13 protein-coding genes and 1 other annotated feature (1 of these 14 only partly in view) are annotated in these 15,043 nt (G+C 40.7%); of the genes, 10 read left to right on the top strand and 3 right to left on the bottom strand.

The features are described from left to right. Positions 1–172: a binding site (T-box leader), on the top strand (it extends 48 nt beyond the left edge of the window). 44 nt (positions 173–216) lie between these two features. The 4 genes from argS (at position 217) to recQ (ending at position 6,334) form a co-directional block, all read left to right on the top strand. Next, positions 217–1,890 (top strand): arginine--tRNA ligase, encoded by a 1,674-nt coding sequence (gene argS, locus RCJ95_RS16240; protein ID WP_446722485.1) that lies wholly within the window; start codon positions 217–219, stop codon positions 1,888–1,890. A 130-nt stretch (positions 1,891–2,020) separates the two neighbouring features. Continuing rightward, positions 2,021–3,196, top strand: a complete 1,176-nt coding sequence (locus RCJ95_RS16235) for an MFS transporter (protein WP_446722484.1) — start codon at positions 2,021–2,023, stop codon at positions 3,194–3,196. Between the two features lie 254 nt (positions 3,197–3,450). Further along, positions 3,451–4,554, top strand: a complete 1,104-nt coding sequence (locus RCJ95_RS16230; RefSeq protein ID WP_257522139.1) for a TcaA NTF2-like domain-containing protein — start codon at positions 3,451–3,453, stop codon at positions 4,552–4,554. 7 nt (positions 4,555–4,561) lie between these two features. Continuing rightward, positions 4,562–6,334 (top strand): DNA helicase RecQ, encoded by a 1,773-nt coding sequence (recQ, locus tag RCJ95_RS16225; protein ID WP_221682114.1) that lies wholly within the window; start codon positions 4,562–4,564, stop codon positions 6,332–6,334. Between the two features lie 61 nt (positions 6,335–6,395). On the opposite strand, the gene msrA is transcribed toward recQ, so the two are convergent. Further along, on the bottom strand, positions 6,396–6,926 hold the full coding sequence (gene msrA, locus RCJ95_RS16220; protein WP_257522519.1) for a peptide-methionine (S)-S-oxide reductase MsrA: 531 nt from the start codon (positions 6,924–6,926) through the stop codon (positions 6,396–6,398). A gap of 165 nt (positions 6,927–7,091) precedes the next feature. Here msrA and RCJ95_RS16215 point away from each other — a divergent pair, with 165 nt between their 5' ends. The 3 genes from RCJ95_RS16215 (at position 7,092) to RCJ95_RS16205 (ending at position 9,773) form a co-directional block, all read left to right on the top strand. Next, positions 7,092–8,042, top strand: coding sequence for an LCP family protein (locus RCJ95_RS16215; RefSeq protein ID WP_221682112.1), 951 nt, complete (start codon positions 7,092–7,094; stop codon positions 8,040–8,042). A gap of 64 nt (positions 8,043–8,106) precedes the next feature. Then, positions 8,107–9,306, top strand: coding sequence for an AI-2E family transporter (locus RCJ95_RS16210; protein ID WP_004230045.1), 1,200 nt, complete (start codon positions 8,107–8,109; stop codon positions 9,304–9,306). 101 nt (positions 9,307–9,407) lie between these two features. Then, positions 9,408–9,773, top strand: a complete 366-nt coding sequence (locus RCJ95_RS16205; RefSeq protein ID WP_320939878.1) for a cupin domain-containing protein — start codon at positions 9,408–9,410, stop codon at positions 9,771–9,773. A gap of 47 nt (positions 9,774–9,820) precedes the next feature. On the opposite strand, the gene RCJ95_RS16200 is transcribed toward RCJ95_RS16205, so the two are convergent. Beyond that, complete coding sequence (locus tag RCJ95_RS16200) at positions 9,821–10,996, bottom strand: aminotransferase class I/II-fold pyridoxal phosphate-dependent enzyme (protein WP_312130593.1); 1,176 nt, start codon at positions 10,994–10,996, stop codon at positions 9,821–9,823. Positions 10,997–11,228: 232 nt separating this feature from the next. Here RCJ95_RS16200 and RCJ95_RS16195 point away from each other — a divergent pair, with 232 nt between their 5' ends. Both RCJ95_RS16195 and RCJ95_RS16190 read left to right on the top strand, forming a co-directional pair. Next, on the top strand, positions 11,229–12,110 hold the full coding sequence (locus RCJ95_RS16195; protein WP_446722483.1) for an aminoglycoside 6-adenylyltransferase: 882 nt from the start codon (positions 11,229–11,231) through the stop codon (positions 12,108–12,110). Between the two features lie 14 nt (positions 12,111–12,124). Beyond that, complete coding sequence (locus RCJ95_RS16190) at positions 12,125–12,940, top strand: ATP-binding protein (RefSeq protein WP_221682098.1); 816 nt, start codon at positions 12,125–12,127, stop codon at positions 12,938–12,940. 46 nt (positions 12,941–12,986) lie between these two features. Here RCJ95_RS16190 and RCJ95_RS16185 read toward each other — a convergent pair whose 3' ends face one another. Then, positions 12,987–13,781: an enoyl-CoA hydratase/isomerase family protein gene (locus RCJ95_RS16185; protein ID WP_004230036.1), complete on the bottom strand. Its 795-nt coding sequence runs from the start codon at positions 13,779–13,781 to the stop codon at positions 12,987–12,989. A 367-nt stretch (positions 13,782–14,148) separates the two neighbouring features. Here RCJ95_RS16185 and RCJ95_RS16180 point away from each other — a divergent pair, with 367 nt between their 5' ends. Continuing rightward, complete coding sequence (locus RCJ95_RS16180) at positions 14,149–15,024, top strand: tyrosine-type recombinase/integrase (RefSeq protein ID WP_446722482.1); 876 nt, start codon at positions 14,149–14,151, stop codon at positions 15,022–15,024. The last annotated feature ends 19 nt before the right edge of the window (positions 15,025–15,043 follow it).

Genomic DNA, 15,043 nt, shown 5'->3' with positions numbered 1-15,043 from the left:
GTTAGGGATGGTGGGAGCCTAATGCAGGAACCATGAATGAAGCGCACTTTGGAGAAGGTTCTCGAACAAGTAGTAGAGAATAGCGGGGCGTCACCTCGTTAACAACGGAAAGTGGTCATGTTACATGACAACTAGAGTGGTACCACGGGATTATCATGCTCTCGTCTCTAATTATAGAGGCGAGGGCTTTTTTATTTGAACAGGAGGAGGAGTAAAATGAATCAACTAATCGCCAACAGTATAGCAGTCGCATTAAAGCAACAAATAATAGGAGAGGAAATAGTGTTATTATTAGAAAAACCCAAAAGTTTGGAGCTTGGGGACGTAGCCTTTCCATGCTTTACTCTAGCAAAAGTGTGGAAAAAATCACCGCAAAGTATTGCAGCACATATTGCAAGTCAAATAAATCATGACAGCATTGAGCGTGTGCAAGCTGTTGGTGGCTATGTCAATATTTTTCTCGATCAACAAAAGGTGACCCAACAGGTGTTAAGCAAGATTCTGCGCGACAAGCAACAATATGGTACTACTCCAACAAAGATGGGAGCGGTCGTCTTGGATTTTTCCTCTCCTAATATCGCCAAGCCTTTCTCAATGGGACATTTACGTTCAACGGTCATTGGCAATGCCTTAGCAAATATTGCAGAAAAAAATGGCTATCAAGCCATTCGTATTAATCATTTAGGGGACTGGGGTACACAGTTTGGCAAGCTTATTGTTGCTTATCAGCTTTGGGGTGATAAACAGGCCATTTCAGCGTCACCGATAGAGGAGTTATTAAAGATTTATGTGAAGTTTCATGAAGAGGCAGAGCAAGACCCAACGCTCAATGAACAGGCTCGTGCCGCCTTTAAAGCATTGGAGGACGGTAATGAAGAGGCACAGGCATTATGGCAATGGTTCCGAGATGTGTCATTCGTAGAATTTCAAACAATATATGAGCTATTAGGAATTCATTTTGATGCCTTTACAGGTGAAGCCTTTTACAATGACAAAATGCCATCCGTTGTTACAGAATTAAAAGAAAAAGGGCTCCTCGTGGAATCAGAAGGTGCGTATGTGGTGGAGATGGAGGAGATGCCTCCATGTTTAATAAAGAAAACGGATGGGGCCACGCTTTATGCGACGCGTGATTTAGCAGCTGCCCTGTATCGCAAACAGCACTACCAGCCCCAAAAGATGTTCTACGTTGTTGGCAATGAGCAGTCCCTCCACTTTAAACAACTTTTTCAGGTCATCGAAAAAATGGGCTATCCTTGGGCAAAGAATTTGCAACATGTGTCATTTGGCATGATGCTGAAGGATGGTAAAAAAATGTCGACGCGTAAAGGCAAAGTGGTGCTATTAGCTGATGTACTAGCAGAAGCTATAACGACAGCACAGCGTAATATGGAGCAGAAAAATCCTTCTCTGCCTAATAAAGAGCAAGTCGCAAAGCAAGTGGGGGTTGGAGCGGTAATTTTTAATGATTTAAAAGCCCATCGTCTAAACGATATTGAATTTTCAATCGAGCAAATGATGAATTTTGAAGGCGAAACAGGGCCATACGTACAATATACATATGCACGTATTTGCTCTATTTTAGATAAAGCGAAAGCTCCGACTCAAGATATATTATTCAAATCTTTAGGAGAGCAAGCTTGGCCGATGATCCTATTATTAGAACAGTTTCCTAAAACGGTAGCTATGGCTTTTGAGCAGGCTGATCCGTCCCAAATAGCGAAGTATGCCTTACAACTGGCACGTTTATTTAATAAATATTATGCACAGTACAAAATATTAGCAGAGGACGTACAGCAAGCATCCCGTCTTGCTCTATGTCAGAGTGTTGCGATTGTTTTAAAAGAGTCATTAGCCTTATTAGGTATTGAATCACCTGAAAATATGTAAGAAGCATTAGCCATTTAAAGATAAACTGTCCAATCATTGACCATCCATCGAAAACATGATAAAAGGATAGAGGAATCCATGCAAGCTTTTCATAAATAAAGGCAGCGTATTAATAGAGAGGATCAAACAAATGGCTAAAAAACATTGGACCGTATCACTCACCTTCGTGGTCATTAGTATATTTTTTGTAGCTCTTAATATGAGACCAGCTGTCACGGGAATAGGACCGCTTTTTAATATCCTCATGACATCCTTACAAGTCTCGAATACAAGCATGAGCTTTCTCACTGCTATCCCCGTTTTTTGTATGGGATTATTTGCACCTTTGGCTGTCCCGCTTCAGCGAAAAATGGGCATGAAATCAGCTATCACCCTTTTAATGGCGATCCTTGTCGTCGCGAATGGGCTACGCTTTTTCCAAGCAAGTTATCTCTTGCTCATCGTGACAAGCTTTGCGGCAGGCTTAGCGATTGCAATGATTGGTCCTATTCTAAATGCTTATATTAAGAAAAAGTTTCCAGAACGCTTTACGACAGTAGTCGGTATCTATTCATTCGGTATTGGCGTAGGGGCTACCTTAAGTGCAGCCTTAACCGTGACTTTTTATCAGGGTTTCAGTAATAGTTGGACAATCGCCCTTGGCATGTGGTCAATCCTTGCTATAGTTGCTCTCGTTATCTGGCTAGCGGCAATTCCATCCGAACACAACGAGCAACTCCAACAAGTAACTACGTCAGAAGAAGTCCGTAATCCGTGGACATCTAGACGTGCTTGGGTAATTTTACTGTACTTTGGTTTACAAACATCACTCTTTTTCTCAATTATGTCATGGCTTACGCCGCTATTGCAGGATAAAGGCCTGTCATTAGAGGCATCCAGTGCCATGCTAACAATTATGTCTATTGTACAAATGATAGGTAATATGGCGGTCCCAATTCTCATGGAAAAATGGCCAAGTCGAATGGCCTGGCTACTAGTGTTTAGCTTTGTTGGCGTGATTAGTTTTATGCTACTCTGGCTGACAGCGGGTATTTACCTATGGCTGGCTGTTTTATTAATTGGTATTGTGCTAAGTGGGCTATTTCCAATCGGACTATTGTTGCCTCTTGATGAAGCCAAAAATGATCAGGAGGCCACTAGTTGGTCATCTATGGTGCTGGCAGGTGGCTTTATGGTAAGTGCCATTATCCCCATTCTAATAGGCGTTTGCTATGACCTAACAGGCAACCATACATGGACGTATCTGATCTTTGTATTATTAATGCTCGGCATTCTAGTAACGACAGGACTATTAAGGAAAAAATGATTGTCAGAGACATGTGTCAGGTTGCACATGTCTTTTTATGTGAAAATTATTTTGAGGGTATGATATCCTTCCATCCTCACAGCAAATTTTGGCTTCCATCAATATTAATGGGTAGAAAGAAATGACTTTAAGGTAGTTGCTGCATTTTTCTAATATTATTCAATTAATAATAATATTATGTAAACTTGAAACATTACTAGTCCTTGATTATGATAGAGAAGAGAGAATGTAGAATAGAAAGTTTTGGTGAAGGTATGTATAAAAAAGTGCTCATTTTAGGAGCGACAGCTTTTCTTGTCGCAGGCTGCGACAGTCAAATAGGGACAGGATGGTTTCAAAATAAAAAGGCAGAGGTGGAAACAGAGGGAGCTGTGACGAAGCAACAGGAAAAAATTGTCCCAGAGGTCAAAGTGATTGGAGAGCATGGTGTTGGAGCAGGCATTATTATCAGACAACAGGATGATCAACTGTATATTTTAACGAATGGTGCACTAGTGGCATCCAAACCAACTGCCCTTGTTCAATTTGATCATGACAAGCTGGTAGCAGCAACTATTCATGTCATGTCAACAGCCTATAATTTGGCCCTGTTACGAGTAACCTATCAAGCGGAAGTGCAAGTGCCTAATTTATATGAAGGAGAGCTAAATCAGCTGGCTGTTTATGTGAATGGCTTACCCTATACGATTCAAAAATACCAAGATAGAGTAGCGGCCTATTATATAAAAGCGGAACAATCGATCCCTCTAGGAAGCCCTGTCATGGAGGCTGAAAACGGAGCCATTGTCGGATTATATTTTAATCGACAACAGCAAGGACAGTCACAGCCATACATATTGCCTATAAAGGAATTCCAAGCATCCATCGATGAATGGATTGAGGAGGGCATGACAGCCAGTGTACGACTTTCCCAATCGAAAAACTTATACCCCTATATTGAACAAGGGGATAAGGAAGCTGTACAGCAAGCCATCGAACAATATGGAGAAAATATATTTGCGTATAATACCGATGAAATTAAGCTATTTTTAGATACGTTTCACAAGCATTTAAAGGGGGCGGTGACAACCCAGGATGCAAGTGTTATGAAACCGATTGTCGGAACTGAGGCTATACAAGAAACCTTGGCTAGTATGGTTGCCTATTATGCTTCCAAGCAAGCCAAAATTCATTTCTCAGACACGGATATTCAGGCAATTCGCGTAGAAGGACAGCGTCTTATCGTCCAGGCTAAAACGGAATATATCCTGACGAATGCTGCTGGACAGGAGGCACTTGCCTACTCCAACATGTTGTATGAGTTAGAAAAAAATGAACAGGGCGAGTACAAGCTACTTGGTCTCACAAACAAGGAGTGAATTTTGCATGGAGCAAGCTAGACAAATGCTACAGCATCATTTTGGCTATGATACCTTTCGCCAAGGTCAAGCCCAAATTATTGAACAAACATTACGAGGGCAGTCAAGTCTTTGTGTCATGCCAACAGGTGGAGGGAAATCCATTTGCTATCAAATTCCAGCGTTAATGCTTGAGGGGTTAACCATCGTGATTTCGCCACTGATTTCACTGATGCAAGATCAGGTGGAGGCTTTACGTACAGCAAATATTCCAGCAGCCTATATCAATAGTACGCTGACAGCACAGGAAGTGGATGAAACCATGCAGCTTGCCAGTGCGGGTTATTTAAAGCTCCTCTATATTGCACCTGAGCGTCTGGAAAGTACGACGTTTCTTCAAGCATTGTCGAATTTATCTGTCCCTTTACTTGCGATTGACGAAGCTCATTGTATATCGCAATGGGGGCATGATTTTAGACCAAGCTATCGTTCGATCCACAAGCTTTTTACACTATGGCCACAAAAACCCACTGTTTTAGCGCTGACAGCCACTGCTACTCCAACAGTTTGTGATGATATTCGTCAATTGTTAGCGATTGATGAGCAGGCAACGGTCATGACAGGCTTTTCACGTGAGAATTTGGCACTTTCGGTGTTAATTGGTGAAAATAAAGAACGTTATGTAAAAAATTATGTACAACAAAATAAACAGGAAGTGGGCATCATTTATGCAGCTACTCGAAAAGCTGTGGATGCCATTTATGATGTGCTGAGTCGCTCTGGTGAAGACGTAGCAAAATATCATGCAGGTCTTTCAGAAAACTTGCGAATGGCTGAGCAGGAGCGGTTTTTAAAAGATGAGGCACGTATCATGGTGGCAACGAATGCTTTTGGTATGGGTATTGATAAAAGTAATGTGCGCTTTGTGTTGCATTATCAAATGCCTCGTAATATGGAGAGCTATTACCAGGAAGCGGGTCGTGCTGGCCGAGATGGTCTGCCAAGTGCTTGTATTTTATTGTATGCTTCAGGGGACGTTCAAACACAGCGTTTTCTTATCGAACAGTCACAGGATGAGGCTCGTATTACACAGGAGCTAGCTAAACTTCAAACAATGGTCGATTATTGCCATACTGAGGGCTGCTTACAGAATGCGATTTTAGCGTATTTTGGAGAAGTAGAGGAGGAGCCGTGTGGGCGGTGTAGTAACTGTATTGACGGGCGAGCAGTGACGGATGTGACAGAGGATGCGCAAAAGGTGCTGGCCTGTGTTGTGCGTATGGGACAAAAATTCGGTAAGACCATGGTGGCGCAGGTGTTAATTGGCTCTAAAAATCAAAAGATAGCTGAATTTGGCTTTGCCCGTTTATCGACCTATGGCATTTTAAAAGGACAATATGCCTCAAAGGATGTCTCTAACTTTATCGAATTTTTAATTGCAGAGGGCTTGCTGGCCGTGAAGCATGGTACATTCCCTACAATTTATGTATCAGCTGAAGGCAAGGAAGTGCTACTTGGTAATCGACAGGTCATGCGCAAGGAAGCTGTCACAGTGAAGAAGCTAGTGGATAATGATCCATTATTTGAACACTTACGGGTATTACGCAAAGAGATTGCCGATGAGGAAAAGGTACCACCATTTGTTGTATTTTCCGATAAAACGTTACGTGATTTATGTGATAAGAGACCAACTGTATTGGAGGATTTACGACAGGTGAGTGGTATAGGGGAAGTAAAATTTGAGAAGTATGGTCAACGCTTTTTTGACGCACTACAATCGTTTTTAGAAGCCTCTATTTAATAAATTTGTTGCGATTGTATAAAAGAGAGATGTCTCCAGCTTGTGGGACACCTCTTTTTTATTATTTTTCCCAATGCTTTGCAATGAACGTATCACGCCCAGAAACAGCCCGGTCTTGCTGATAGTGTTCTGTCTCTTTTTTATAATAATCCTGGTGATAATCCTCTGCTGGGTAAAAGCGTTCAGCATCGCGAATTTTGGTTACAATAGGTTTATCAAAGCGTCCACTATTGGCAAGTTTTTCTTTCGAGGCCGCTGCGATTTGCTTTTGCTCATCTGTATAGGTAAAGATTGCGGTAGTATAGGATTCACCACGGTCATGGAACTGTCCATACGCATCTGTCGGATCAATTTGCATCCAATAAATATCAAGGAGCTGCTCATAACTAAAAATAGCAGGGTCGAATTCAATTTCGACTACTTCTAAATGACCTGACGTTCCTTTTTTGACATCTTCATAGGTTGGGTTTTCTAAGTGGCCACCCATATAGCCTGAAGTGACTTTATGTATACCGTCCCACTCGACGAATGGCTTGACCATACACCAAAAACAGCCGCCAGCAAATGTCGCTTTTTCTATCAATTGAATCATCCTTTCTTTTGTGAAAATATTATAGCATTGTTTGACGCCAAACTGTGCAAATGGGTGTAAAATAACGTTTAGATAGAAAAACATGGAATAGTTCCTTTTTATAATGAAACTTTCTAGCTAATCAATCGTTACATTAACTATATCAAAATAGAGGAGTTAGTTGTTATGGAAGAGCAAGATTATACAAGACGCTCCCAACGTCCTAAAAAGCGTCGATTACGTAAAGGGAGAGCATTTTTTACACTATTACTATTGTGTATCATTGTGATTGTCGGCTATTCGGTCATGCAATATCGCAGCGGACTTGAGTTAGCCAACGATACTAAAGTTGCACAGGAAGAATTTACGGGTGATAGCATCAAAGGGGATATCGAAAACTATTTGATTTTAGGGGTCGATACACGTGGAGAGGAAAAATCACGGACCGATACAATGATGGTATTATCCTGGAATAAAGCAAACAACGACATTAAACTCGTATCCTTTATGCGTGATATTTACGCGGATATTCCAGGCTATCAATCCTATAAGCTTAATACAGCTTACTACCTAGATGGTGTTCAGCTATTAAAGGATACATTGACAAATATGTTTGGCCTACCAATTCATCATTATGCACTGATTGATTTTAAAAACTTTGAATCCTTAGTGGATATTTTAGCCCCAAATGGTGTGGAAATGGATGTTGAAAAGGACATGTCTGAAAATATTGGGGTAGAATTAAAGCAAGGTGTTCACCGTTTAAATGGACAGGAGCTACTAGGTTATGCGCGTTTCCGTCATGATGCAGAAGGAGATTTTGGGCGTGTTGCACGTCAGCAAAAAGTGATTGAAGCATTAAAAACAGAGTTATTAACACCTACGAATATGTTGCATTTACCAAAATTTGTTGGGGCGGCACAGGGCTATATCACAACAGATTATTCATCTACTGAGGAAATGCAGCAAGTGCTTAAATTGCTATCAAAGGGCAAGGTAAACATTGAGAAAGCAACCATCCCTATCGAGGGGAGCTATCAATTCCAAAACTTTAGCCATGCGGGCGATTCTATTGTCATCGATGTGGAGCAAAACAAAGCCTTTTTAAGTGATTTTTTAGGTATTTCACTAGAGTGATGTTTCGCAAAAACCAGCATTATCCTGTAATATAAAGGTAGAGCATTTGGATTGGGGTGGATATATGGAAAAAGAGAGACCAAAAGAGCGTTCAAGCCTGTTAGCAACCAAGTTTATTCGTTTTTTAGGTGGTAGAAACCTATTATTTACACTGGTAATTTTATTACTGGTGGCATGTGTTATTTTTATGTTTAATCAAGTTTCCTTTATCTTTACCCCGCTACAAGTTTTATTTGAAGTAGTCATTTTACCAGGGGTACTAGCCGTCATTGGTTACTATTTATTACGCCCATTGCTGGCGATTCTAGTACGATGGCGCATTCCAAGAATATGGGGTATTTTAATCCTCTATATTGCGGTCATTGGTGTCATTACGTTACTTGTGGTGCTAGTCTATCCGTTTTTACGCGATCAGTTTACTAATTTAGCACAGGAATTCCCAGAGTACTTCATGGCATTTACGCAAAACATTGTAGAATTCCTAAATCATTCACGTTTTAATGAGTACTTAGATAAAATTAGTTTTAATTTTGATGAAGTTTTGAATAACTTCACAACGGATATGGTAAAAACAGTGAAGGATATGGCGACCAATGTAGCACAGGGTGTGGCATCTGGTATTACTGGCTTCCTATCAACGTTAACAGGTATTTTGCTTTCACTTGTAACGGTGCCATTCATTCTGTTTTATTTACTAAAAGAGGGCGAAAAATTACCGAAATTTATGCTGAAAGTGTGCCCACCACGTATGCGTAAAGAGGTAACTGACATTTTCCATGACATGGACAAGCAAATTAGTTCGTACATACAGGGACAGATTTTAGTATCCATGTGTATTGGGGCAATGGTGACGATTGGCTTCTTAATTATTGGCATGAAGTATGCTTTATTGCTCGGCTTCCTTGCCATGATTACAAGTGTGGTGCCTTATTTAGGACCCGTTATTGCAATCACACCAGCAGTCATTATCGCTCTTGTTACATCCCCATTGATGCTGATTAAGCTAGCGATTGTATGGACAATCGTTCAGTTAATCGAAGGAAAGTTCATTTCTCCGCAAATTATGGGGAAATCACTCAGTATTCACCCGATTACGATTATCTTTGTACTATTAACGGCAGGCTCGTTATTTGGAGTCCCAGGCGTTATTTTAGGGATACCAGGCTATGCGATCTTTAAGGTACTTGTCACGCATTTATTCAAGCTCTTTAAGCAGCGCTATAATCGCTACGAAGATGACGTTCATCAAAAATATGATATCTAATAAACGACCAGCTACTGCTAGAAACGCAGTAGCTGGTTTTTGCTGTGGAAAATAGCATTATGCTATTCTAATAGTAGAGTCAAAACAAGGGGGAAAAGGAAATGGCATACATACCGATTAATTTTCAAGAGAAACTGGCTAAATTTCAAGAGCATTGGTCTCCAAAGGTCATTGCTGAAATGAATAATTATCAATTCAAACTCGTCAAAGTTCAGGGGGATTTTGTTTGGCATAAGCATGAGGATACGGATGAGGTGTTTATCGTCCTTGAGGGGCAATTAATTATCGAATTTCGAGATGGTCAGGTAAGCTTGCGTGCAGGAGAGATGTTTGTTGTTCCTCGCAATGTGGAACATAAACCCTTTGCAGCTTCGGAGTGTAAAATTCTGCTTGTAGAGCCAATGGGTGTCGTGAATACAGGTGAGGAGCAATCAGCGCTTACCGCTGAAAACGATGTGTGGATTTAACCTTCATAGAAAAACCCTTCCAACAAAACGTTAGAAGGGTTTTTTAATTATTGCTTTGCTAATAATTGTACTTTTGCTAAACGATCCACTGCTTCTTGCAGAAGTTCCTTTGGTTGGACTAATGCTAAACGTAAATAGCCTTGTCCAGCTGTACCAAATACGGTTCCTGGAACTGTGACAACGCCTACTTGTTCAATCAATTGAAAGGCTAATTCTGTGCAATCGATAGCATAGGGATATTTAGCCCATACGAACATTCCCCCATCAGAGGGTGCTGCTTCCCAGCCTAAAGCTTCTAAACCATTCATCAGCGTTTTATGGCGCTCTGAGAAAGTGGCACGTAAGCTTTCCGTAATTTCCTCAGCGTTATCCAATGCTACGACAGCCGCATCCTGAATTGGCTCGAAAATACCGAAATCTAAATTTGATTTTAATTGCTTAATAACCGCGATCATTTCTGCATTTCCTGCGATATAGGCAATACGTGTTCCAGCAAGGCTAAAGCTTTTAGAGAGGGAGTTAATTTCCATACCGACTTCTTTTGCTCCAGGAGCAGCTAGGAAGCTAATAGGACCATCTCCCGTAAAATAGAACTCTGAATAGGCTGCATCATGGAGGACGATGATATTATACTTTTTAGCAAAGGCAATGACTTTTTCAAAGTACGCTAATGACGGCATTGCTGGTACAGGATTTCCTGGTAAGTTTAAAATCAATAGCTTTGCTTTCTGTGCAATTTCTTCTGGTACAGCGTCTAAATCAGGTAAATAATCGTTGTCGGCTGTTTGAGGCATGTAATAAGGTGTTGCGCCAGCTAAATGAATCCCTGCGTCATACGCTACATAAGCTGGGTTTGTGGATAAGACGATGTCTCCTGGATCACAAAAGGCGATTGGTAAATGCACTAAGCCTTCTTGTGACCCAATTGTTTGAATAATTTCTGTTGCGGGATCTAAATCAACATTACTACGACGTTTATAGTAGCGACTCACCGCGTCATAAAAACGCTGTGTGCCAGTCAGTGTATAGCCGTAAGATTCAGCTAAACCTGCGCGATAGGAAAGATGCTCACGTATTTTTGCATGTGGAGGAAGATCAGGGCTTCCTAAGCTTAAGTCAATTAAGGTCATACCCTTTGCTTGCTGCTCTCGAGCAAAATTTTTCAAATCTCCGAAAATTGCTGGTTTAAATAATGACATTTTTTTAGATGGTACGATTTTCAAAACTAGTACACTCCTTGTAGTTGTATAACAGAATAGTAGTTCACATTTTATCATACTGAAGCGCAGAAAGGGACAGAAATTCTGAAAAAAGAAAATATTTATATAATGAAGAGGATGTGTGCATAGACTAGCGAAAAAAGATTTTCTACCATTGGGAGAAGCTACTATAAATTCCTTCAAAGAGGAAAGTGTATTATACTGAGTATAAAGCTTTTCAGGTGGGGTGAATCCTATGAGAACAGAACAAGAAATGTATGATTTAATCCTGGCTATCGCACAGCAGGACACTAGAATTCGAGCTGTTTACCTAAATGGCTCAAGAGCAAATCGGAATGGTCCAAGGGATATGTTTCAAGATTTTGATGTTGTGTATGTCGTAACAGACACAGCCTCTTTTTTACAAGATGACAAATGGATTCACGTATTTGGTGAGCGGCTGATGGTGCAGGAGCCTGATCGACTGGATAAGGGGCTTGGCTTGGACAAAGACTTTTCTTATAGCTATACATATTTAATGTTATTAAAGGATGGGCATCGCATTGACCTTCGCTTATTATCGACACAAGCTATGCTGGATGAATATGGACAAGACAAGCTGACAGTCCCTTTACTCGATAAGGATCAGCTTTTGCCACCTATCTCTCCATCTTCAGATTGTGACTATCATATTAGCCCGCCGACTGTGGGGCAATTTGCCAGCTGTACGAATGATTTTTGGTGGTGCTTACAAAATGTAGCCAAGGGTATTTGGCGGGACGAACTCCCATATGCCAAGCAAATGTTTGAGGAAACGACAAGGCAGTGCTTACATCAAATGCTCAATTGGTGGATTGGTCAGCATCATCATTTTCAATTATCTACGGGCAAAATGGGAAAGTATTTAAAAAACTATGTACCAGATAACTATTGGACATTGTATGTAAAAACCTATGCGGACGCAGACTATGCTAACATGTGGAATGCCCTGTTTGCGGCATGCACACTCTTTCGAAGTATCGCAAAGGAGGTAGCCCATCACTTTCAGTTCGCGTACCCTCATGAGGATGATGCTCATATGTCAGCCTATTTGAAGCATGTACGTTCATTACCAGCAGATGCTAAAACGATATTGTAAGGGGGAAGAGGGCAGTGAAGGTTTATTCATTAAGTGGACCAAGCGGCACAGGTAAAAGTACAAGTGCGCTTGCCTTTGCCCATAAATTAGGCGTAGAGGCCATTGTTGATGATGGATTACTCATTGTGAATGGCGTCAGGGTGGCAGGCCTTTCTGCTAAATTCGAAAAGAATACAATTACTGCTGTACGACGTGCCATTTTTACAGATCCAGTTCATCGTGAGGCTGTCCAAAAGGCGCTAGCTCATCATCAGGTACAATCTATTTTACTGATAGGCACATCAACTAAAATGACGAATAGTATTGCCAAGCAGCTAGAGCTGGGTCCGATTGAACACTATTATAATGTAGAAGATGTCCGTTCATTGAAAGAAATTCAAAAAGCACGCTTTATCCGTCAAACACAGGGCAAGCATGTTATGCCGATCCCATATAGACAAGTGGAGCAAAATTTCTTTAAACGATTGGTGCAAAAGGGCATGGAGATTTTTTCTTCGAAACGAGAAAAAATCGGGGAAACGACGATTGTACGTCCTGATTTTCAGCGGGAATATATAGAAATCAGCAAGCCTGTTTATGTACAGCTACTGACATACTGCTGTAGCCAACAGGCAATTGTACAAAAGGTCGAGCAAGCACAATTTATACTAGGGGATCAGGTTCAAGCTATCCTCACTATACAGGTGAAGTTGCCGATTGATTATCCATTAGCAGCGCGTTTAGTAGAATTACAACAAGCTGTGCAGCAAGATTTTTATCTACATTTTGGCTATGAATTAGATGCTATTCATGTACATGTAAAAACGGCTTTGCAAAAGAAAAAAGCTTAAAAAACAGGTACTCCGCTCGCACGTTGGCGTTAAGAGTACCTGTTTTTCATTTAGGCTGGCGCGTGAACTGTGGCTGGCGTTTTTCCACAAAGGCACGACAACCCTCTGCGAAATCACTGCCTACAAATGGCGAAGAGCCTTGCCATAAGGTCGGCACACTATCGAGACATTCTTGAACAGATTGCTTCACGGCAAGTAAGGATTCAGGCGACATTCCTGCAACCAGCTTACCCATTCGAATCATGTATTTATTTAAATCTTTTTCAGCTACTAGGTAGTTAAGCATTCCAAGCTTGAAGGCTTCCTCTGCTTTAAACATTCGTCCTGTAAAGACTAAATCCTTGGTTGTGGCAGGACCGACAAGCTGGACTAAACGCTGTGCAAATTTGTTATTTAAGGTGATGCCTAATTTACCGACAGGAATGCCGAGCTTGGCCTTTTCAGAGCCAATGCGGATATCGCAGGCTAAGGCTAATTCCAAGCCAGCGCCCATCGCAGGCCCATTGATAACGCCAATCGTTGGAATTGGGAGGCGCTCAATGGTAGAAATGGTTTTTTCCATATGTACGAAGGCTTCTTCAGCTTGTTCAAGAGAAATGGCATTGAACTCTTTAATATCAGAGCCCGCTGTAAAGTTTTGGCCAGAACCTCGTAAAATTAGTACTTTATTTTTCGGGTTATCTAATACTTGTAGGGCAATCTTGGCTAATTGATCCCACATGTTTGCGGTTAAAGCATTTTTTGCTTGTGGTCGATGAATCGTAATAATCGCTAGTCCAGCTGTTTCTTGATAAATAATTTTCGCATCTTCTGCTTCCAGTCGAGTCGTTTTTACTTGCATATCGGAAAGCCTCCTACATGTTAGTGTCTATCTTTATTATATAACACAATTAACCTTAAACACGAAATGATACGAATTTTCACATAAAATTGCGTTGTTATACAAGAATGTAGGGAATAGTAAGCATTTATTGTACTACAACAGGGGAGCGGAATTTACTATTGTAAGAAAGTAAAAATTATGAGAAACTACTTTAGGAACATATGTTTCTTCAATACGTAAGGGGCATTTGAATGGTAGAAGCGGGTTCATGTTATAGAAATACAGATTATCCGACATTACAATATGATAAAATGAAATTGAACCTACGCACCCAAAATATAGTAAAATATAAATAACACACGCATAGCAAACAAGGAGGTGCCATATGGTTGCACTTAGGGACGCATGGAATAGCTACTATTTATTGCTACAATCTTTGAAAAAAAGTGCTGCTACAAAAAAACAATACAATATGGATGGACAGCAATTTTTAAATTTCGCCCATAAGCAAAACTACTTGTATGTAGATCATCAATTGAAAAATTTATTACAGCTCTACTGCGACTATTTAAAGGAAACCTACAGTAATAGCAATACTTTTAACCATAAAATAGCGACATTACGAGGCTTTGTAGACTTTCTTTTTTTACGAGAATGGGTGGAGCCTTTTGATTATCAGCCTATTTTACAGCCGAAAAAAAGACAAAAAGAGGCACTGCAAGCACTGACAAACAAGCAGATCATGCAAATTGCTAACGTATGGCCGACCTATTTCCAATATGCTAAAACAAAGGAGCATGCATGGCTGGCAAGACGTAATGGCTGTATCGTTCAAGTGTTGATGGAAACGGGTTGTAAGCCTGCCGAGCTCGTTCGAATGAAATGGACTCACTTTAATGAAGAAAAAGGGACTCTTTTTATTGCCAATCGAAATGGACGTCGAGAAATAAAGTGTTCACCGATCCTTATGGACATGCTGGCACAGTATAAAAAAGAGACAGCCAATTTACATGAGCAAGAGGTAGGGGAATGGGTTTGGGTAAGCGAGGCAAGTTTAACGAAGCCGATTACTACGAAAACAGTTGAACGCATTTTTCAAACGATGTCACAAGATATAGGGAAGAATGTAAGAGCCACTGACTTGCGTTATACTGTGATGCAACGGGCGTTTCAACAGGAAAAAACATTGGAGCACATTCAACTAGAAATGGGCTATGTACGGAAATGGGTGCTAACAGAAAGACAGCAGCGTCTAGAATAAAAGCGTGCAGTAATCGCGA

Source organism: Lysinibacillus sp. BSL11 (assembly GCF_052928325.1).
This window is presented reverse-complemented; position numbering and strand designations above follow the sequence as displayed.